Origin of the sequence: Photorhabdus hainanensis (assembly GCF_018448965.1) — a bacterium.
Lineage (GTDB): Bacteria > Pseudomonadota > Gammaproteobacteria > Enterobacterales > Enterobacteriaceae > Photorhabdus > Photorhabdus akhurstii.
In genome coordinates this window covers 88,244-110,089 of the sequence record NZ_RCWD01000005.1, presented here as the reverse complement: position 1 = coordinate 110,089, position 21,846 = coordinate 88,244, and the positions used below count along the sequence as shown (strand labels likewise).

21 protein-coding genes are annotated in these 21,846 nt (G+C 42.9%); 10 read left to right on the top strand and 11 right to left on the bottom strand.

All coding sequences use genetic code 11. The features are described 5' to 3' along the window. Positions 1-8: 8 nt before the first annotated feature. From EAE92_RS04850 to cdiI, 4 genes are read left to right on the top strand one after another with little or no spacing between them, the layout of a single operon-like run. Positions 9-296 (top strand): hypothetical protein, encoded by a 288-nt coding sequence (locus EAE92_RS04850; protein WP_036813710.1) that lies wholly within the window; start codon positions 9-11, stop codon positions 294-296. Beyond that, positions 286-813, top strand: coding sequence for a macro domain-containing protein (locus EAE92_RS04845; RefSeq protein ID WP_214067242.1), 528 nt, complete (start codon positions 286-288; stop codon positions 811-813). Before EAE92_RS04850 ends, EAE92_RS04845 begins: the two co-directional genes overlap by 11 nt. Before the next feature lie 15 nt (positions 814-828). Next, positions 829-1,311, top strand: coding sequence for a CdiA family toxin C-terminal domain-containing protein (locus EAE92_RS04840; protein ID WP_214067280.1), 483 nt, complete (start codon positions 829-831; stop codon positions 1,309-1,311). Next, on the top strand, positions 1,311-1,658 hold the full coding sequence (cdiI, locus tag EAE92_RS04835; protein WP_214067241.1) for a ribonuclease toxin immunity protein CdiI: 348 nt from the start codon (positions 1,311-1,313) through the stop codon (positions 1,656-1,658). The genes EAE92_RS04840 and cdiI overlap by 1 nt, the downstream gene beginning before the upstream one ends. A gap of 1,136 nt (positions 1,659-2,794) precedes the next feature. Here the strand turns inward: cdiI and EAE92_RS04830 are convergent. The 10 genes from EAE92_RS04830 to ompR all read right to left on the bottom strand — a co-directional run bounded on the left by EAE92_RS04830 (position 2,795) and on the right by ompR (position 12,194). Continuing rightward, a complete protein-coding gene (locus EAE92_RS04830; RefSeq protein ID WP_214067240.1) occupies positions 2,795-3,538 on the bottom strand; it encodes an amino acid ABC transporter permease in 744 nt (247 codons plus the stop codon). A gap of 1 nt (position 3,539) precedes the next feature. Continuing rightward, positions 3,540-4,277: an amino acid ABC transporter permease gene (locus EAE92_RS04825; protein ID WP_214067239.1), complete on the bottom strand. Its 738-nt coding sequence runs from the start codon at positions 4,275-4,277 to the stop codon at positions 3,540-3,542. A 79-nt stretch (positions 4,278-4,356) separates the two neighbouring features. Further along, on the bottom strand, positions 4,357-5,193 hold the full coding sequence (locus EAE92_RS04820) for an ABC transporter substrate-binding protein (RefSeq protein ID WP_214067238.1): 837 nt from the start codon (positions 5,191-5,193) through the stop codon (positions 4,357-4,359). Positions 5,194-5,345: 152 nt separating this feature from the next. After that, positions 5,346-6,065, bottom strand: coding sequence for a phosphate signaling complex protein PhoU (gene phoU / locus EAE92_RS04815; RefSeq protein ID WP_036813694.1), 720 nt, complete (start codon positions 6,063-6,065; stop codon positions 5,346-5,348). A 14-nt stretch (positions 6,066-6,079) separates the two neighbouring features. Beyond that, positions 6,080-6,856: a phosphate ABC transporter ATP-binding protein PstB gene (gene pstB, locus EAE92_RS04810; RefSeq protein ID WP_214067237.1), complete on the bottom strand. Its 777-nt coding sequence runs from the start codon at positions 6,854-6,856 to the stop codon at positions 6,080-6,082. Between the two features lie 26 nt (positions 6,857-6,882). Continuing rightward, positions 6,883-7,767 carry a phosphate ABC transporter permease PstA gene (gene pstA, locus EAE92_RS04805; RefSeq protein WP_214067236.1) on the bottom strand — a complete coding sequence of 295 codons (885 nt, stop codon included), beginning with the start codon at positions 7,765-7,767 and terminating at the stop codon, positions 6,883-6,885. A gap of 1 nt (position 7,768) precedes the next feature. Then, positions 7,769-8,725, bottom strand: a complete 957-nt coding sequence (gene pstC / locus EAE92_RS04800; RefSeq protein ID WP_105397664.1) for a phosphate ABC transporter permease PstC — start codon at positions 8,723-8,725, stop codon at positions 7,769-7,771. Positions 8,726-8,889: 164 nt separating this feature from the next. Continuing rightward, positions 8,890-9,930 carry a phosphate ABC transporter substrate-binding protein PstS gene (gene pstS, locus EAE92_RS04795; RefSeq protein ID WP_214067235.1) on the bottom strand — a complete coding sequence of 347 codons (1,041 nt, stop codon included), beginning with the start codon at positions 9,928-9,930 and terminating at the stop codon, positions 8,890-8,892. Between the two features lie 216 nt (positions 9,931-10,146). Then, on the bottom strand, positions 10,147-11,478 hold the full coding sequence (gene envZ / locus EAE92_RS04790) for a two-component system sensor histidine kinase EnvZ (protein ID WP_214067234.1): 1,332 nt from the start codon (positions 11,476-11,478) through the stop codon (positions 10,147-10,149). Then, a complete protein-coding gene (gene ompR, locus EAE92_RS04785; RefSeq protein ID WP_214067233.1) occupies positions 11,475-12,194 on the bottom strand; it encodes an osmolarity response regulator transcription factor OmpR in 720 nt (239 codons plus the stop codon). The genes envZ and ompR overlap by 4 nt, the downstream gene beginning before the upstream one ends. A gap of 922 nt (positions 12,195-13,116) precedes the next feature. Here ompR and greB point away from each other — a divergent pair. Next, positions 13,117-13,590 carry a transcription elongation factor GreB gene (gene greB, locus EAE92_RS04780; RefSeq protein ID WP_214067232.1) on the top strand — a complete coding sequence of 158 codons (474 nt, stop codon included), beginning with the start codon at positions 13,117-13,119 and terminating at the stop codon, positions 13,588-13,590. A gap of 283 nt (positions 13,591-13,873) precedes the next feature. Here greB and EAE92_RS04775 read toward each other — a convergent pair whose 3' ends face one another. Continuing rightward, the gene (locus tag EAE92_RS04775; protein WP_214067231.1) at positions 13,874-14,038 is read right to left on the bottom strand and encodes a hypothetical protein; all 165 of its coding nucleotides are present in this window, start codon (positions 14,036-14,038) and stop codon (positions 13,874-13,876) included. A 548-nt stretch (positions 14,039-14,586) separates the two neighbouring features. On the opposite strand from EAE92_RS04775, the gene EAE92_RS04770 reads away from it, so the two are divergent. The 5 genes from EAE92_RS04770 (at position 14,587) to EAE92_RS04750 (ending at position 21,706) form a co-directional block, all read left to right on the top strand. Continuing rightward, complete coding sequence (locus EAE92_RS04770; RefSeq protein WP_214067230.1) at positions 14,587-15,636, top strand: 3-oxoacyl-[acyl-carrier-protein] synthase III C-terminal domain-containing protein; 1,050 nt, start codon at positions 14,587-14,589, stop codon at positions 15,634-15,636. Between the two features lie 609 nt (positions 15,637-16,245). Further along, positions 16,246-18,582, top strand: coding sequence for a Tex family protein (locus EAE92_RS04765; RefSeq protein ID WP_214067229.1), 2,337 nt, complete (start codon positions 16,246-16,248; stop codon positions 18,580-18,582). Positions 18,583-18,858: 276 nt separating this feature from the next. Then, positions 18,859-19,092, top strand: a complete 234-nt coding sequence (gene feoA / locus EAE92_RS04760; RefSeq protein ID WP_046396399.1) for a ferrous iron transporter A — start codon at positions 18,859-18,861, stop codon at positions 19,090-19,092. A 52-nt stretch (positions 19,093-19,144) separates the two neighbouring features. Then, positions 19,145-21,457: a Fe(2+) transporter permease subunit FeoB gene (feoB, locus tag EAE92_RS04755; protein ID WP_214067228.1), complete on the top strand. Its 2,313-nt coding sequence runs from the start codon at positions 19,145-19,147 to the stop codon at positions 21,455-21,457. A gap of 9 nt (positions 21,458-21,466) precedes the next feature. Further along, the gene (locus tag EAE92_RS04750; protein WP_112895587.1) at positions 21,467-21,706 is read left to right on the top strand and encodes a FeoC-like transcriptional regulator; all 240 of its coding nucleotides are present in this window, start codon (positions 21,467-21,469) and stop codon (positions 21,704-21,706) included. Positions 21,707-21,846 lie beyond the last annotated feature (140 nt).

Here is a 21,846-nt window from a genome sequence, read left to right as displayed (position 1 = left end):
GATATTAAATGAACATACATGACTTTGATAAAAATATAAAACCTCTTTTAAGAAATTATTCTTTTGAATATTCATTTTTTGCTGATGGTGAATTTGGTAATCTTGAGCGAATTGAATTTGAGGGCTGTGGAAAACTAGGGACTATTGATATATGGTCTAAGGGTTGGCTAAGTATAGACATATATGATTGTATTTTAGATAAGCAGGTAATGAATGTCATATATTCACCAGAAGAAAAACAATCTTGCAAAACTGGAGTAGAGGTGTTTTTGAGGATATTACTAAATGAAAAATAAAGTGGAAATTATATTAGGTGACATAACAAAAGTTGCTGTTGACGCTATCGTTAATGCAGCTAATACATCTTTACTTGGTGGTGGTGGAGTTGATGGAGCAATACATAGAGTAGGAGGAAAAATTATTTTAGAAGAATGTCAAAAAATTAGAGCTAAACAGGGTGGCTGCAAAGTTGGTGAAGCAGTCATTACAAGTGCGGGTAATTTGCCCGCTAAATACGTGATCCATACTGTAGGTCCACGTTGGAATGGCGGTAATAATAATGAATTTTCATTATTAGAAAAATCTTACTTAAGTTGCTTTGAATTATCTAAGATCTACAATGTCAAAAGACTTTCTTTTCCCAATATTAGTACTGGAACCTATAAATTCCCTAAAGAGCTGGCGGCTAAAATTGCTTTAGATACAATTTTTTCATATTTAAATAAGGCTCCTCACATTTCTAAAGTCAATATTATATGTTATGAGAAAGATAATTATGATATATATATGGATTTGATGAACAATAAGTCTTAAAAAAGCAAATTTTAAATTTCTTGTCGTTCCCTTTCTAAAAAGGGAACGACTACTTGCCCAGAGGGAATTCATTTTAATATTAACCAGAAAAATCACTTAGCCACATTTGATGGAATATCTAAAAAAGGGATAAGTGGTACACATAATGCTGACGTATTTAATCAAATGACATCTGCTAATGGTGTAAAAATTATAGGAAAAACACCCGGTTCAATAGATGGTATTACTGAAATTTCATATCAAATCCCAGCCTATGACAGAGCTGGAAATGTTATTGGATATAAAGAAAAAGTCTTTACTAAAACAGTTTATGATCCAAAAATTTTCTCTGACCAGCAGATGTTGGCTCTTGGGCAACAAGCTGCAATAAATGGTTATAAATCTGCTATAACTTCTGGTGTTAGAGAATACACATCAACAGCGGGTGGCGTAAAATTCCAAGTTTATTTGGATCAAAAAACAGGTACTGTGCTTAATTTCTTTCCGGTGACAAAGTGATGAACGAATATATTTTTAAAAAAATAGATTATGACAATGACCCCGAGTGGGTTGTGAAGGATTTCTTTAACTCACTGAATTTGCAAGGTAAATTATTATGGACCCTCCCTTTTCTCTTAAATAAAACAGGATGTGGAGTAAATGAAACCTATTGCATCTTCCCAGACTTAACAGATCCAGATCCTGAATACCATTTTGAAGGGATAATGTTCGGTGTGTGGGAAGGCGAAGTTATCGTTCCTGAATCCATCGGCTTTGAATATATAAAACTAGCCTGTGAGAAATATCTTCAATTACATCCAGAAGATACAGAGCAAGTAAAATCCTTACTTGCTCAACTTCCTTAAACCAGAAAGATCCTAGCATTCAATGCTAGGATTTTTTTAACTTTTGAACAATCATATGACCCGCTGCCAGCTTGGGAAAAAGATGCACTAATAGCCAAAGAGGCAGTAAAGCTTCGATTGCTTCGATTGTTAGGAAGAATAAACAACCTTATCAGCCGAATAAGGGTGCTGTTGGTAATATGGTAGAGTTTTTTAAACAACAAAGATTCACTTTCTCTTTCTACTGGTTTTCCCTTTTTTAGCGATCGCAAGCTGCTTTTTCCGGTGATTAGCCAAAAAGCATACCCCTCATTAATGTCAGATTTTTAAAAGGTGAAGAGTGATTACTCCTCCTATTCACAGCGATGTTTAATGCATGTATCGGAGGTTATTACCTCAGTTAATGTCACATTTACCTAGCCTACCACCACCATTTAAAAGCACAAATACAGAAATATTAAATTTTTTATTTAAGATTTAGATTTAACTATAAGTGTGATTTTTTAAAATGACAGTTAATTGCATTTAATCGAACCCCATTAACCATTAACAAAGAATTGAAAAGAAATCACAACAAAAATAATATCATCCACACAAATTGATGTTTAAACGCTCTCTGCGTTATTTTACAAAGCCAGCCATAAAAACAACATAATAAAAAACGGGAAAAACGGTTAGTCTTGCATGATTTAAGCCCTGAAAAAAGGGAATTATCCGAAAAATAATAAAGTGGTGTCTTTATATCATCAAGCTATTTACCAGTTGATTTATAAAGATAAAAAGCGAGGCTATTTAAATGTAAAACACAATATCCCATGATGATTAAAATTAATAAAGATCAGATATTAACAGTGGTAAAAATCCGGTTAAAACCTGATGCCGATTAAAACCAAAGGTTAAAATAATGGCTTTTCATAACAGTTCAAAACCTGACTACTATAAAACCATTAGTGAAAAATGAGAAAAAACTGACTTTATTAATTCTTTTTTATCCGTAAAAAGACGGATAAAAATGTGAATCAGATAATCAAACAATATATTTAAAAAAATGAGCCGACTTTAATAATGTTTTTAACCGGCGAATAAATTAACATTAACAATCTCCCCATCATTAAAATAGGGAGATTATATCTTAGATAATTAAGTAAAGAGAAAAACTAACATTGGGGAGCCAACACTAATTTTTCTTTCCGCCAGAAACGGAAAAGAGATATTTTCCTACGTTGTAGAGTGAAGCGACGAACAAGATAGTTTGCTGTCAATTCCAGTGCCAAACACATCACGAAATAAATTAACGCGACAAATAAAAAGACTTCTGTCGGGTAAACCATGCTGCGGTTATTAACCTGAGTCGCCAGAAATGACAGTTCCGCCACGCCAACGATATAAGCCAGAGAGGTATCTTTTATCAGCGCAATCCACTGATTAATAAAGGAAGGCACCATCATACGCAATGCTTGTGGCAACACAATGTACCAAAGTACCTGCCAGCGGTTAAAACCTAATGATAGCCCAGCTTGCCACTGACCGGCGCCAATCGCGATAATCCCCGCTTTCACCCCATGAGCCAAGTAAGCCGATGTGATCAACGCCAGAGCGCAAACTACCGTGGTAATTTCTGGAATTTCCATACCGAGCATCACCGGCAACAGGAAGTAAGTCCAGAAAATCAGCATAATAACCGGAATTGCCCGGAAAAAGCCCAATACTGCCGCTAACAGGTTAACCCAAAATCCTTTCAGCATTGCCAAAGCAATACCGGCAACCGTACCCAATACAATTGAAATCGCCCCAGCCATCAGGCTAATCACCAATGTCAACGCCGCCCCTTCAAGAGGGCCATCAGTAAATGTACCTAGCAGTAGATAGCGCCAGTTTTCTACAATGACTGAAAAATCCATTTTAATGTCCTCTCGCTATAGCTTGTTGTTGACGCCATTGCCCCCAACCTTCCATGACGGCAATGGTGGCGATATATAGCACCGTCGCCACACCGAATGCTTCAAACGTTTTCAATGTTTCGGTTTCTACTTGACGGGAAGCATATGACAACTCAGCCACGCCAATTGCCATTGTCAGTGACGAGTTTTTCACAATGTTCATATATTGTCCCAGCAATGGCGGCGTCGCGATCTTCAACGCTTGCGGCAATACGACATAACGCATTGCCTGCCAGCCGGTAAGTCCCAGTGCATGAGCTGCATATTTTTGCCCGCGCCCTACTCCCTGGATACCAGCACGTAGCTCTTCCGCCACGAATGGTGCTGAATAGAGGGTTAAACCAATAAATCCAGCCAGGAATTCGAATGAAGGCCAGGCCAATGGCAGACCTAACAGATTGATTTCATGAGGCGTGTTCAGCCAAAGCATCACTTCTTGCGGCAGTATTTGCCCTGAGGCGAAATACCAGAAAAACAGTTGCACCAGTAAAGGCGTATTGCGAAATAGCGTGGTGTAAGCAGTTACCGACCAACGGAGAATTTTCAGTTGGCTATCACGGGCAGCGGCCAGTACAAACCCTAGCAAAGTGGAAGCTACAACGGTACAAGCGGATATCCACAGCGTAATCAGGAAACCTTGCCAAAGCCACCCCAAGTATTGGGGAGCAAGCAACTGTTCTGTAACAAATAACTCAAACATATCTTACGATTACCAAGTATTACCAATGACAAAGCCCCGCAACAAAAAGCGAGGCTGATTACTAAGGATTTGTCACTCATTAGGACTTAACTTGCTGCTCCAACGGCGCAAACTTAAAGTCACCTCGCGGTTGGGCGGACTTGGTTTCCGGGCCAAACCAACGGTTATAAATTTCCGCGGCTTCACCCTCTTTTTCCAGTTTCAGCAAAGTTTGGTTCACCGCTTCAACCAAGCGCTCTTGTCCTTTCGCCGCAGCCACTGCCTGATATTCACGGGTGATGCTAAAAGGAGAGATCTCAAACTCGGCTTTCTGGGCTTCCGGTACATTAGCCAATAGACCGACTAACTTAGCATCATCCTGCGTGATGGCTTGCACATTGCCGTTACGTAACGCAGCAAATGCCAGAGGCGTGTCATCATAAGAGATCACTTTGGCTGTCGGATAATGCTCGCGCAGTGTAATTTCCTGTACTGTTCCTTTATCAGCGCCGATACGTAAGTTTTTAATGTCTTCGGGCGATTTTAAAACACCTTTACGAGCAATAAATTTTTGCCCGGTGGCAAAGTAAGGGATTGAGAAATCAACCTGTTTTGCACGCTCATCAGTGACGGTAAAGTTGGCGGCAATCAAGTCAACTTTCTTTGATGCCAACAGAGGTAAACGGTTTGCCGGGTTAGTCGGACGCAGTTCCAATTTAACACCCAGATCATTGGCAATCGCGTTTGCGATATCCACATCATAACCCGCCAGTTTTTTGGTCTGCGGATCAATAAAACCAAACGGCGGGTTACTGTCGAAAACAGCGATCCGCACTGTGCCGGCTTTTTTAATATCATCCAGTTTATCCGCCTTCGCGGCGCCGGCAACCAATGCTAACCCGGCCAATAACGTCGTAATAAGAACGCGAGATTTCATTAAACACCCCTGACGGTAATTAATTCTTTATTAATCATCACAAGCTATCAATTTCACTATAGTGCATGAAATAATATAAATAACTATATTTATAACTATTAAGAATTATTAGACAAAAAAATGCTGGCAATAATACCAGCATTGTCAGAAAGTTACTCGTTATCTTTCGTCAACAGCTTTTCCAGTTCATCACCACCTACATGCCGGAAATCCTGCCCTTTAACATAGTAGAAAATGAATTCACAGATGTTCTGACAACGATCGCCAATGCGTTCGATAGAACGGGCGCAAAGCAGGACGGTTAGTACACTTGGGATGGTTCGGGGATCTTCCATCATGTAAGTCATAAGCTGGCGGACAACACCTTCATACTCTTTATCCACCTTTTTATCTTCGTGATAGATACGAATCGCTTCTTCCACATCCATGCGGGCAAAAGCATCTAAAACATCATGCAGCATCTGGATGGTATGGCAGCCAAGGGATTCCAGGCTAACCAACAAGGGTTGATGCTGATGTGAGAATTTCTCAAGTGCCGTCTGGCAAATTTTATTTGCCACATCGCCAATTCTTTCCAACTCAGCAATGGTTTTCGAAATTGACATAATCAGCCGCAGATCACTGGCCGTCGGCTGACGTTTAGCAATGATGCGAACACACGCTTCATCAATCGCCACTTCCATCATATTGACCTTATGGTCATCCTCAATCACTTCACGCGCCAATGCGGCATCCTGATTATGCATCGCGGTAATCGCTTTGGTGAGTTGCTCCTCCACCAGCCCGCCCATTGCCATCAGTTCGGTACGGATATGTGCCAGTTCAGCGTTAAACTGACCAGAAATATGTTTATTGAGATTCAGATTGTCCATGTTACGCCCCGTAATCAACCATAACGACCAGTAATATAGTCTTCCGTTTGTTTCATTTTTGGTGTGGTAAACAATGTGTCTGTATCACTGAATTCAATTAATTCACCAAGGTACATAAACGCAGTGTGGTCTGAACAACGCGCGGCCTGTTGCATATTATGAGTCACAATCACCACGGTATATTCAGATTTTAATTCGCTGATCAACTCTTCAATACGACCGGTAGAAATCGGGTCGAGGGCTGAACAAGGTTCATCCAACAGTAATACTTCTGGACGGATCGCAATGCCACGCGCTATGCACAGACGTTGCTGTTGGCCGCCAGATAGACTGTATCCGCTCTGATATAGCTTATCCCGGGTTTCATTCCATAATGCCGCTTTCGTCAAAGCCCACTGAACACGTTCATCCATTTCCGCTCTGGAGAGTTTTTCAAACAGACGGACACCAAACGCGATATTGTCGTAAATAGACATCGGAAACGGCGTTGGTTTCTGGAATACCATGCCAACTTTAGCTCGTAGCAGCGCCACATCCTGTTTATCAGTCAGGATATTATTGCCATCCAGCAAAATTTCACCTTCCGCCCACTGCTCGCCATACAGTTCATACATTTTGTTGAAAGTCCGTAACAACGTAGATTTACCGCAACCCGACGGGCCGATAAAAGCAGTTACTTTATTCTTTGCAATATTCAACGTTATGTTTTTCAGCGCATGAAATTTGCCATAGTAAAAGTTCAGATTGTGGACCTGAATTTTGCTGCTAGCGATATCATTAACTATGCTCATTTACTTCTCTCTGTTGGAAATATCAGTCAGTGCTTTTTCTTGGCAAACAGCACACGCGCCACAATATTAATCAGCAATACACACAGGGTTATTAATAATACGCCCGCCCACGCCAGTTGCTGCCATTCGGAGAATGGACTCATGGCAAATTTAAAGATAGTGACCGGTAAGTTAGCAATCGGCTGGCTCAGATCGGTACTCCAGAACTGATTGGAAAGAGAGGTAAACAGCAATGGCGCCGTCTCTCCGGCAATTCGGGCGATAGCCAACAGTACACCGGTGATAATGCCGGATACCGACGCTTTCAACGTAATGGCTGAAATCATCTTCCACTTCGGTGTGCCTAAGGCATAAGCGGCTTCGCGCAGGCTATCAGGCACCAGTTTTAACATGTTTTCCGTGGTTCTGATCACAATCGGCACCTGTAACAACGCTAAAGCAATCACCCCCGCCCAACCGGAAAAGTGCTGCATTTTCGTTACAACGACAGTGTAAACAAATAAACCGACGACAATAGAAGGGGCTGACAGCAAAATATCGTTGATAAAGCGGATCACCTCTGCCAGCCATGAGCGGCGACCATATTCCGCTAAATAGATACCCGCCATGATCCCCAAAGGCGTACCGATAACCGTCGCCCACAGGATCAGTAATCCACTGCCGACAATGGCATTTGCCAAACCGCCGCCTTCCGTATTTGGCGGCGGCGTCATTTCGGTGAACAACGCCAATGACATGCCGTCGAAACCTTTGGTGATGGTCGAAAACAGAATCCACACCAGCCAGAACAGACCAAACAGCATGGTCGCCATTGATAACAGCAGAGCGAAGCGATTTTTTTGACGACGCCATGCCTGCTTACGGCTACGGGCATCTGTATCAGTAGGCTTTTGTCTATCTATGGTTGCCATATCAGCGCCCCTCATTCTTCGCCAGACGCATAATCATCAATTTCGACAGCGCCAGCACAATGAAAGTGATTACAAATAGAATCAGACCGAGTTCCATCAATGCTGCGGTATGCAAGCCAGACTCCGCTTCCGCGAATTCATTCGCCAGCGCAGAAGTGATGCTGTTACCGGGCATAAACAGTGAGAAACTGTCGAGCTGGTAGGTATTACCGATGATAAAAGTCACCGCCATCGTTTCCCCCAACGCACGACCAAGGCCCAACATGACACCACCAATTACCCCATTTCGGGTGTAAGGCAACACGATGTGCCAGATAACTTCCCAAGTCGTACAGCCGATACCATAAGCGGATTCTTTCATCATCACCGGTGTTTGTTCGAAAACGTCGCGCATAACCGAGGCGATATAAGGAATAATCATGATAGCGAGAATGACGCCCGCGGCCAGAATGCCGATACCAAAGGCAGGGCCGGAGAATAATTCGCCCACAATCGGCATACTGCCGAGGAGATTGCCGACAGGCTGCTGGAAATAGGCGGCAAATAGCGGCGCAAAAACAAACAACCCCCACATGCCATACACAATACTTGGGATGGCGGCCAGTAACTCAATGGCAATACCGAGCGGACGTTTAAGCCAGTTAGGCGCCAGTTCCGTTAGGAACAGAGCAATCCCAAAACTGACAGGCACGGCGATAATCAACGCAATCAGCGAAGTCACCAACGTACCGTAAATCGGTATTAAGGCGCCAAATTGCTCTGCCGGGGCATCCCACGCTTTCTGCCAGAGGAAAGAGATGCCGAACTGCTGGATACTAGGCCAGGAGGCAATAATCAGCGAGATAATGATGCCTCCTAACAAAAATAAAGTTATCAGCGCAGCTAGCCTAACCAGTGCGCCGAAAATAATATCGCCATTTTTACTGGGTGCTTTCATTGCCGTTTTTTGTTCGGCCATAGAGCTTATTCTCATTCGGGGTTAACTCCCTCCTTAAATGGAGGGAGAAATTAAAACGACAAATTTAATCGATATTTAAAACGATCGATCTTCAAAGCGATCGATATTCAAAACAATCGACAATTAAAACAATCGACAGTTAAAACAATCACTATCAACACGACTTAATACAGGGCTTTACCATTGCTATCTTTTATCTGGGTTTTCCAAGCGGCGCGAACTTGCTCAATCACCTCTTTGGGCAGGGTGGCATAATCCAGATCGTTTGCCTGTTTACTGCCTTTCTCATAAGCCCAATCAAAGAATTTCAATACTTCCGCCCCTTTCACTGCATCTTTTTGCTGTTTATGAACCAGAACAAATGTGGTGGAAGTCATCGGCCACGCATTTTCACCTTGTTGGTTTGTCAAATCCTGAGCAAAGGTTTTATGCCATTCCGCTTTCTTCGCTGCGGCACTGAAACTCTCTTCTGTCGGACTAACCACGTTACCGTTAGCAGATACCAGTTTGGTATAAGCCAAATGATTCTGTTTCGCGTAAGCATATTCAACATAACCAATGGAACCCGTCAGACGCTGAACAAACGCGGCAACCCCATCATTGCCTTTACCGCCTAAACCAATAGGCCAGCTTACGGTGGAACCAGCGCCAACTTTTTCTTGCCACTCTTTATTCACTTTAGAGAGGTAGCTAGTAAACACAAAGGAGGTACCGGAGCCGTCAGCGCGACGTATCACAGCAATATCTTGCTCCGGTAGTTTGACTCCCGGATTCAATTGAGTAATCGCTGGATCATTCCACTTTCTCACTCTACCTAAATAAATATCAGCCGCCGTTTTACCATCCAGCGTCAATTCACCGGCTTTAATCCCTGGGATATTGACCGCCAGTACTACCCCACCGATGACTGTCGGGAACTGAAACAGACCATCAGCAGTTAACTTTTCATCGGATAAAGGGGCATCGGAAGCACCGAAATCAACGGTGTTTGCCAGAATTTGTTTTACGCCGCCGGAAGAACCGATGCCTTGGTAATTGACTTTATTACCTGTCTCTTTTTGATAAGAATCCGCCCACTTGGCATACACCGGTGCGGGAAATGTCGCACCTGCCCCGGTTAAGCTAGCGGCAGCAAATACAGACAAGGTTGTCAAAGAAAACGTCGCTGCCATTATGCCGGCTACGGTGGTACGCATCAGTTTCATAATCCCTCCTAATTGGGATATTGAGAATCAACAAAGAAATCTATTCGTCAAATTCAAAAAAGGTGCAGGAGGAAAAATAGGTTAATTTAATTACAGCAAAATGTCTTAATTATGACATTTTTATGACAGCGCAATGGGCGCTTAACCTGAGACTGACATAAAACTGTCATCTCCACACACCGTTAAAATCGAATATAGGAGATGATTATCAAGCCGTTAAAAATTATCTTCCACGACAGGAATACAGACACGGATAGATAATCCCCCTCTGAGGCTGACGCCCATTTCAATTTTTCCATCATGAGCATCAATAATTCGCTGAACAATCGCCAGACCTAACCCTGTTCCACTGCTGCTACGCGCTCTTTCGCCGCGAACGAATGGCTGAAATAACCGCGGCAAATCTTCCTGCTTAATGCCGGCTCCATTATCTTCTACCTGAAACCAGGCAAATTTATTTGTCTGCCCGCTACTCACTTTAATCCAGCCGTTGCCATAACGATTGGCATTTACCAACAGATTAGCCAATGCTCGTTTAATAGAAATCGGATTAGCGTTAACGGTTATTGGGTTCAGAGACAGATGGTTTTCAATATCCTGTTCATAGCCATTCTCCGCGGAAATAACCTCTTTAAGAATAGCGTTCAATTCGCAGAACTCCATTGGCATCTCTTGCCCGGTACGGAGATAATCAATGAATTGCTCAATAATCGCGTTACACTCTTCAATATCTTTATTGATAGATTCAGACAGATAAGCATCTTCCTTGCTCATCATTTCTGTTGCCAGTCGGATACGTGTCAGCGGAGTACGCAAATCATGGCTTACGCCAGCAATTAATATCGTACGGTCACTTTCCAATAACTTTATCCCGGCGGACATTTGATTAAATGAGCGAATGGCCGCGCGAACTTCCAGAGAACCCGCTTCCCGCACCGACGGCATCATAATACCTTTACCTGTTTGCCTGGCCGCATACTCCATTTCCAGTAAAGGCCGGTTTTGAAAACGGATATAGAGCCAGATACAACCGAATATCAGTAATAGAATTGCCAGTGTATAGCGGAAAATAGGCGAGAATTGATTTTGTTCGATCTCAGTCAGAGGAACCCTGACCCAAATATCGGGGGCCAAATAAGAATTTAGCCAAAGTATCGGGCTATCCGTGTTTATCTCCAGACGAAGATCGGCACTGCCGCCAAGGTACTCTCCCATCTTCTCACTCAAGAAATCATAACGTCTGGCCCAACGTAAACCTTGTATCTCCGCGTCAGATTCAGAATAGAGCGTAATACCCAATTCCTGATAAATCTCCCGGCGAACTACTGGCGATATCACCAGAAAAGAGCCATCCTCCAGCTTTAACTTTTCAGCCATTAAGGTACGAACTTCATACGCTAATACCTTATTAAATTGCTGCAAGCTTGGCATGATAACGAAATTCACAACAACCAAGTAGCTGGTTACCAGACTAATAAACAGCATAGCCATAATCAGGAATAAAATATGGGTAAACGTGCTGCGAGGGGAGAATCGCAATAATCTCATACACGAATTCCGTCAGGCACAAAGACATAACCCAGACCCCAGATAGTCTGGATATAGCGAGGATGTGTAGGATCTTCTTCAATCACACGGCGCAGACGTGAAACCAAGACATCAATAGATCGCTTCATCGTGCTATATTCCCGGCCATGAGCTAAACTCATCAGCTTATTACGGGACAGCGGCACGCCAGGATAAGAAACCAGTACTTTCAATACGGCAAATTCCCCACTGGTTAATTGAATATGTTCATCTCCCTGAAACATTTCCCGCGTACTCAAATTGAGACTAAACTTACCAAAATTAATAATCGCATCATCCTCAGCCGGCAGACCCAATAACTTATTCGCCTGACGACGTAATACCGCCCGGATACGCGCCAATAACTCACGAGGATTAAATGGCTTCGGAATATAATCATCAGCGCCAATTTCCAACCCAACAATACGATCTACCTCTTCTCCTCTCGCCGTCACCATAATAATCGGTACCGGATTACTTTGGTTTCTCAGCCTTTGGCAAACAGAAAGCCCATCCTCTCCGGGCAACATTAAATCCAATACGATTAAGCTAACAGGTTCCCGTGTCAGTAAACGGTCCATCTGTTCCGCATTAGCGGCACTACGTACCTGAAAACCTTGTTCTGTCAGATAACGCTCCAATAACGTTCGTAAACGCATGTCATCATCCACCACAAGGATTTTGTTATCTACTTGCATTATCAAACTCCAAAAAACACTACATGCTTTGATAAATTTATCATTTTGAAAGAGATTAACCCAAAGATAGAAACCAGATATCTGTATTTTGAGACTATTCCTAATAGGACCTATTTCCACTGTTATTAATTATAATGATTAATTTAGTGGTTTATTACTGACAACGAGAACACAGTAATTCACTGCCAACTATCGAACTTCTACCGTTATTTCGCCATCCGCCAACCTATCAATTAGCGCTCTGGCTACCAGCAAATCGATAGAAATCCATTTATTAGTTGGATTAAATTCATCAGGCAGACTAAACGAAAAATGCCTTTTGCTGCATATTACCTTTTTACCTCCGCCACGGTTTTCGGTTTTTCCTTACTAACGAGGATCTGGCTCGATAATGTTCAGCTCACCAACGTTCGGGCAAGAAACCACTCGGCAGTCGATTTTTTGTCACCTTTCTTTACTATAGTAAACAATTTCGCTTGTTTTTTCTCCACTTAAACCTTAATCGCCTGTCTCATCAGCAACAAGATTCACAGCATACATACTATTCAGTACACAGAACCATAAATTATATGATGAACGTTATAAATATTAGAGCCAAATATCATAATGAGTGGACAGGTAAAACAATCTTGTTACCGATAATGCTAACTCGAAATCGTCTATTAACCGCGTATCTCTCGTTTTAAACCCGTACTCATCGCAGTGGGAGCCTGTCATATCTGCTGTCATGTAGCCGATAATCCATCAACAGTGATAAATTTATTCAACCAACGACCACCTGAATGTAACTAATACGTTAATCTTGCAAAACAACCGGGATTTATTGATTAATGACTAAAAACCGAGTCTTAATTTGACATCTACCAAAATGGTCTGTTTTATACACTCCTGAGGTTAACTACGGTATCTACATCAACATAAAATGAAGACTAAACTGATAACCCGCGAAGGCTACGACAAATTAAAGGAAGAATTGGATTATCTCTGGCGTGAAGAGCGCCCAGAGGTAACTAAAAAAGTGACTTGGGCAGCAAGCCTCGGTGACCGGAGTGAAAACGCAGATTATCAATATAACAAGAAGAGACTGCGGGAGATTGATCGCAGAGTCCGATATCTAACCAAGAGCTTAGAAGAGTTGCGGTGTGTTGATTATTCCCCCCAACAAGATGGGCGAGTGTTCTTTGGCGCATGGGTCGAGATCGAAAATGATCAAGGCGAGATTAAACGCTTCCGTATTGTCGGGTACGACGAAATTTTTGGTCGCAAGGACTACATATCAATCGATTCTCCAATGGCCCGGGCTTTATTGAAAAAAGAAGTTGGAGACAGTGCAATCGTTCATACACCAACTGGAAAAGTGTTGTGGTACGTGAACGAAATCGAATACATGAAGTAGCCGGTATACTCTTTCGACATGACGTCGTTAGCGTTATATATCGAAGAATCACAACTGAATGAATCGCACGCTAACGATTCATTCACTCTGCAAAGCGGAATTTAATACAGGAGACCAGAATTAAATGAACGTGAAATATACTATTATTTTACTCTTAGCATCACGACCAAGATAATCAATTATATCGCCACATATTTTATGATTATAAAAATCAGTGTAAAAACGACTCCCAATTAGGAAGACATTTAAATAAAGTCAGAAACATATACGCAGGCCATTGAACTCACCTAGAAACTGGCAGCTTTCCGCTTTTAAGAAAATACTGGAAATCCTTATCACCCTGCTCTGCTGCGCGTTTCATATCAAAAGCAGTCGTTTTACGTGGGGATTTCTTACGCTTGACGTCGGTTTCTAGTTGTATTGCCATATGTGGCAACTGAGCTAACATCGAAACCTCCTTGAGAACAACGATAGTGAATGATTGGCTAATCACACGCCAATTCAGGCTGGTATTCCAGTACCGTGAAATACCAACAAACGTGCTGATTAGCACTTATAGCTGACAACAAAAGTATATTCCCACATTGGATCGGAATGAAAAACATTTTCTTGCCGACGTGTCACATGCCATGCTGCAATGGGCAAAATTGATCATATTTAATTAATAAAGACATAATCACTGATATAAATAGAACAGCACAGTAATAAATGTATTTTAAAGTTTACAAAATTTCAAAATATAAGGATGAAAAATAGTACCGACACCTTGAATCAGATATAGATTATGCTAGAAATATAAATCATCAAATTATCCCAATGGAGAAAATTAACATTAAAAAAATTCACTGATATGTGAATCTTTGATTTAGATTTTTTGAAAATAGAATACCTAATTTTTCAAATAAAAGTCTGTGCAGGTAGAAATTAAATTCAATGTAATTATTAAAACACCATAAAAGTAGAATATTAAAAATATTTACTCAGAGGAATGTGTAAATGAAAATAGCAGGCATATCAGGATTACTTCCGTCAAGACTGGTTACAAATCAGGAAGTTATCGATTTAATTGATCAGCACTCAAGAAAAACCTTCCAGGGAAATTTACCTAGAACCTTACAGACGATCAGAAAGTTACTCGATACAAGCGGTATAAAAACCCGGCATTGGCTGAATAAGGGTGAAAAGCCTATGCAACTGATGGAAGCGGCGTTTGATCGCGCTTTAGCGCAAGCTAATATAAGCAAGGCAGAAATTGATCTATTACTCTATCCCAATGTCACTCGTGGTTTCACCGAGCCAGCCAACAGTACTTTTATTGCAAAGGCTCTAGGATTAAATTGCAGGAATTACGACGTTTCAGACGCCTGTAATGGTTGGGTGACAGCAATGGACATTATCAATAGTAAAATGAAGGCAGGTGAAATACGCCATGCCGCTATTGTTAACATGGAATTTGGTATGTCCGATGGAGGCCCTCTCTTTCCGAAGAACTTCTCTTTGTCTTCTCCATCGGAACTGGCTTATAAATTTGCAAGTTTTACCATAGGAGAAGCCACAGCAGTCACCATACTGAGTAATGAATCACCTGATAATTTCAAGTTTTCTTATATCAACAGGCCAGATTTAAGCGACCTGTCGACCATCTCCTTACCGGGCTGGGAACTATTTTGTAATGATTCTGATGTCAAACGCATTTCACCGCTTGGTGGACAATATCTATTTAATTCATATGCAGCCTTGCTAAATGAATATGGTTGGGAAGATGCAATCGGGGTATTTAATCAGCACAATGTTTCCAGCAACGATATTCACAAAATCTTTATTCATACAGGTTCACCTAAAATGTGGCATAAGCTTGGACATTCGATCGGGGTTGATAATAAAATGCATCACGTTGGACATAAAACAGGCAACATTATTACTACATCTATTCCTTTTGGAATCATTGATGCTGTTCATCAAGGCATACTGGAGAAAGACCAATTCTGCATGGGATGGGCCGGAAGTGGTGGAATGGTTTTTGCTGCAATGTCGTTTAAATTTTAGGATATATTTTTACCAAGCCAGCTAAAGCGAGTCGCATTGTGCACAAAATTAGGAATATATTCCTGAAGCCATTATATGGCTGACTAAGCTGGAGTCGATGCTCGCCTAAATAATTCAATAAGGCTGGAAGATTAAATAGTCTTCCAGCCTTAATTAACAAAACAATAAAATTACTTTAAAATAAGATTCATTTAGTTGGTTATAAATATCTAAGCAGGTCAGAACAATTCCATTAAATAAATTCTTTAGGTAATCTCTCTATTTTTAACGAAAATCAAAAGTAGATTTATCATTCATTAGCTTACTGACTTCATGGGCGACACTATGAAGCTCAGATTTTTCCTACTTTAGCCGTTCTTTCAGTTGAATTCGTATATTCAGAAACAGCTCATAGCAAGTCCGGTAACACACTATGGCTCCAGCGATAACTTTTCACATTTGAGTTCAATCGCAGTCGCTATAGCGTAACCAGCAACAAATTCGTTGAATGATATCGTAACACGTCAAAATAAGATTAGGCGTAAACTGGAAATTATTCCTCTCAAAACGTATAAAGGAGTTTTGTGAATATTTGAAATTTGAAGCTTATCTACCAGAAGAAAACGCAACATGAATCAATCTCTGAACCAAATTATTGCAAGTGAGCTACAAGCGCAGCCACAACAGGTACTTTCTGCCATTAGCCTGCTTGATGAAGGGAATACTGTCCCTTTTATTGCACGATATCGTAAAGAAGTCACCGGCGGTCTGGATGACACCCAACTTCGCCAACTTGAGACCCGCCTTAGCTATCTACGCGAACTATCGGACCGCCGCCAAACCATTCTTAAATCCATTGACGAGCAAGGTAAGCTAACCCCAGAACTGGCGGCAGCCATTAATGGCACTCTCAGCAAAACAGAGCTGGAAGATCTTTATCTGCCATATAAACCGAAACGCCGTACCCGTGGACAAATCGCTATTGAAGCGGGTCTTGAACCTCTGGCGGATTCCTTGTGGCAAGATCCACAGCAAGAACCCGAGCAGGTCGCGGCTACTTTTATTGATCCTGATAAAGGTGTCGCTGATACCAAAGCTGCACTGGATGGCGCGCGTTATATCCTGATGGAACGTTTTGCCGAAGATGCCGCATTATTGGCAAAAGTACGTGACTATCTATGGAAAAATGCCCATCTGGTCGCTAAAGTCATTGCAGGAAAAGAAGAGGAAGGCGCTAAATTCCGCGACTATTTTGATCACCATGAACCTATCGCACAAATCCCTTCTCACCGCGCTTTAGCTATGTTTCGCGGCCGTAATGAAGGCATATTGCAACTTTCCCTAAATGCCGATCCCCAGTTTGATGAACCACCTAAAGAGAGTTACGGCGAACAGATTATTACTCAGCATCTTAATCTGCGCTTGAACAATGCGCCGGCAGATAGTTGGCGCAAAGCCGTGGTGAATTGGACCTGGCGCGTCAAGGTATTGCTGCATCTTGAAACTGAATTGATGAGTACCTTGCGTGAGAAAGCGGAAGATGAAGCTATCAAAGTATTCGCCCGCAACCTGCAAGACCTATTGATGGCCGCACCTGCGGGCATGCGTGCAACAATGGGACTCGATCCCGGTCTGCGTACCGGCGTCAAAGCGGCCGTTATCGATGCAACCGGCAAACTAATTGCCACAGACACGATCTATCCACACACCGGGCAAGCGGCTAAAGCCGCCGCCAGCGTGGCGGCATTGTGTATCAAACATCAAGTAGAACTGGTCGCCATCGGTAACGGAACAGCCTCTCGTGAAACAGAACGTTTCTTCGCGGATGTGCAAAAACAGTTCTCAGAGATAAAAGCCCAAAAAGTGATTGTCAGTGAGGCAGGAGCATCGGTTTACTCTGCTTCTGAACTGGCGGCACAGGAATTTCCCGACCTGGATGTTTCACTACGCGGGGCAGTCTCTATCGCCCGCCGCTTGCAAGATCCTCTCGCTGAATTAGTGAAAATCGATCCGAAATCCATCGGCGTCGGTCAATATCAACATGATGTCAGCCAGACTCAGCTTGCCAAAAAACTGGATGCCGTCGTTGAAGATTGTGTAAACGCCGTCGGCGTGGATCTCAATACCGCTTCTGTTCCACTGCTAACCAGAGTTGCCGGATTGACCCGTATGATTGCCCAGAATATCGTCAACTGGCGCGATGAGAATGGCCGTTTCAATAACCGTACACAATTACTGAAAGTCAGTCGCCTCGGGCCAAAGGCTTTTGAGCAATGTGCTGGATTCTTGCGGATTAATCACGGTGATAACCCGCTGGATGCATCGACCGTTCATCCGGAAGCTTATCCAATAGTTGAAAAAATTTTGGCGGCCACTGAGCAGAAACTCCAGGAATTGATGGGTAACCCGGCTTCACTACGTGGGCTGCAACCTCAGAATTTCACCACCGAGCAATTTGGTGTTCCAACCGTTACCGATATTTTGAAAGAGCTGGAAAAACCTGGCCGCGATCCACGTCCAGAGTTTAAAACCGCAACTTTCGCGGAAGGCGTGGAAACCATGAATGATCTGCGTCCGGGAATGGTGCTGGAAGGCGCCGTCACTAACGTGACCAATTTTGGCGCGTTTGTCGATATCGGCGTTCATCAAGATGGCTTAGTGCATATCTCTTCGCTGTCCGATCGCTTTGTGGAAGATCCTCACACCGTGGTCAAAGCGGGTGATATCGTTAAAGTAAAAGTGCTGGAAGTTGATCTGAACCGTAAGCGCATCGCTCTGACCATGCGTCTTGATGAACAACCGGGAGAAACCCAATCACGTCGCAGTAATAATACGCAAACTGACCGCCGCCCTGAACGTAATGACAGGAACCGTAACACTTCCCGTTCTTCTACCTCAGCTGGTATCTCAGCCGGAAACAGTGCTATGAGCGATGCACTAGCCGCCGCATTCGGAAAAAAACGTTAAAACTTCTATCGCTGTAACTTCTATCACTATAAACAGATGCACTGCTTCGGCAGTGCATATTTCACCGTTTCTGTCAGAAAGAAGATTCATGTCAACCTGAGTGACTAAGTGATCAAATTAACACCAACAATGAAAATAGGATTAACATTGAAATTAATGATGGTTATTATTTTTATTTGCAATTAGTATGAATTGGATTAAAAATTACACTTCATAATGAATGAGTGCAACTAATTCTCGGTATTACTTTACTTATCACATATCCCGGAAGGTCATATGCAACTTCTTCCAGACCATAGTTACAAGATCATTGGCTTTTCTCCGAAGATCAGCCCAGCTTACCGACAGAAATTGCTGTCATTAGGTATGTTGCCTGGTTCTTCTTTTCATGTTGTCCGTTTAGCGCCTTTAGGTGATCCGATACAAATTGAGACTCGCAGAGTCAGCCTAATTCTGAGAAAAAAAGACCTGGAATTTCTCACATTAGACAACGCTCAATGCAACGCATAATCCGTTGCAAGCAACGAAACGGTTACTCCTAATTTAATCTGGCACCAAAAACATGAAAGCACTGACTATTGGCTTAATTGGCAACCCCAATGCCGGCAAAACAACATTATTTAACCAACTTACTGGCTCCCGACAACGTGTAGGCAACTGGGCTGGCGTTACAGTAGAACGAAAAGTTGGCCGTTTTACCACCGCAGAACATAAAATTGAGTTAGTTGACCTGCCGGGAACCTACTCTCTGACCACGATTTCTGAACAAACATCACTGGATGAGCAGATAGCCTGCCACTATATCCTGAGCGGTGATGCTGACATGCTGATCAACGTCGTAGATGCTTCTAACCTTGAGCGAAATCTCTATCTGACGTTACAACTGTTGGAATTAAGCATTCCCTGCATCGTCGCGCTCAATATGTTGGATATCGCTGATAGTCAGCATATCCACATTGATATTGCCGAACTGGAACAGCGCCTTGGCTGCCCAGTCATTCCAATGGTTTCGACCCGAGCAACTGGACTAAATGAGCTAAAACAGGCGATTGATCGTCATAAGCAGAATGTCAGGCAATCACTGATTCACTACCCTGACTGCCTGTTGCAAGAAGTTGAGACGTTATCTGGTGCGATTTCAGACAATTTTCATACTCAACAACGCCGTTGGTTAGCGCTTCAGATGCTTGAAGGGGATATTTACAGCCTGGAACGTTCCGGCCTTGCTACCTCAATGCTGACTGAATCCAAGCAACGCTTGCAACAACAGCAATATGACGAGCCAGAACTGTTGATTGCCGATGCGCGCTATCAAAGCATCAACACATTGTGCATGGCCGTGATCGATACCCAAAAAGCCATGCCAAATAAACTCACCCAGGCAATCGATAAAATTATCCTCAATCGTTGGTTAGGCGTACCTATTTTCCTGGCTGTCATGTATTTAATGTTCGTGCTGGCAATTAATATCGGTGGTGCGTTACAACCTATCTTTGACAGTGGTTCTATCGCGGTTTTCATTCATGGGGTTCAATGGCTTGGTCATACCTTAAGCTTTCCTGAATGGCTGACGGTTTTCCTCGCGCAAGGTATCGGCGGCGGTATCAACACCGTTTTGCCGCTGGTACCACAAATCGGCATGATGTATCTATTCCTCTCTTTTCTTGAGGACTCCGGTTATATGGCGCGGGCGGCGTTTGTCATGGATCGTCTGATGCAAGTTTTGGGGCTGCCGGGTAAATCGTTTGTCCCGCTGATCGTTGGCTTCGGCTGTAACGTGCCATCCATTATGGGGGCGAGAACGCTGGATGCTCCGCGTGAACGTTTGATCACGATTATGATGGCGCCCTTTATGTCTTGTGGTGCGCGATTAGCCATCTTTGCCGTATTTGCCGCCGCATTCTTTGGCAAAAATGGGGCGACTTTTGTTTTTTCCCTTTATATATTGGGTATTGTCGTCGCTATTCTGACTGGCCTGATGTTGAAATACACCATTATGCGCGGCGAAGCTTCACCGTTTGTTATGGAACTCCCGGTTTACCATATTCCACATCTAAAAACCCTGCTTCTGCAAACCTGGCAACGCCTGAAAGGTTTTGTTATCCGTGCCGGTAAAGTGATCGTTATCGCCAGTATGTTCATCGGCGCTCTTAACAGTTTCTCATTCTCTGGTAAGGCGGTGGATAGCATCAACCAATCCGCTCTGGCTTCGGTCAGCAAGATTATTACGCCAATATTACAGCCAATTGGCGTTCACTCAGATAACTGGCAGGCAACTGTAGGTCTGATAACCGGCGCAATGGCAAAAGAAGTCGTTGTTGGGACGCTGAATACCCTATATACCGCAGAAAGCATTGCTAATGAGCCGTTTAATGCAGATGAGTTCAACCTGCTTGATGAGCTGAAAGATGCAATTGGTGAAACTTGGGATAGCCTGAAAGAGACATTTACTCTGAGCGTACTTGCCAACCCAATCGAAGCTAATAAAGGCGACGGTGAGATGGATAGCGGTTCTATGGGAACCATGAGCGCCAAATTCGGCTCCGCTATTTCAGCTTACAGTTATCTGATCTTTGTTCTGTTATATGTACCTTGTGTTTCGGTTATGGGCGCGATTGCTCGCGAAACAAGCCGTGGTTGGATGATATTCTCCATTCTGTGGGGACTGAATGTGGCTTATTCAATTTCAGCTTTGTTTTACCAGATGGTGACTTTCTCACAACATCCACAAAGCAGCCTGATTACCATTCTGACCGTCGTCATATTTAACGCGCTGGTGTTCTACTTCCTGCGTCGGGCGCGCAGCCGTGTGACGATGAAATTAATCAGCACCCCGGGAAATAGCTGCCACTGCTCCAGTGGAAGCTGTCACTAGGAATTGAAAATGATTAGCCTATTACAAGTAAGGGATGCAGTCGCGCTGAATGGACGGGCAGATGCTAAGTTGTTAAGCCACCAGCTTTGTGCGTCCGTACAGATGATTGCCGCTATGCTTGAACAACTTACAGTGATGGGTAAATTAGAAAAAATTGATGCAACTGCTTGCCTAAGCGGCAGTTGCAAACAATGCCCTGAAACACAGAAATGTGATACGGCGGTTTATCGGATCGCTGGGGAGTGTTGAAATTGTCTAAAACGACTAATCAATGTACAGTCACCATTTAGACTCGTAAAAATACGATAGATTATTCGAACTAACATCTGCGATAACATCAAATTATCGGCGGGATTAGTGGATTTCTATCTTTTCCAAAGTCGATAAAC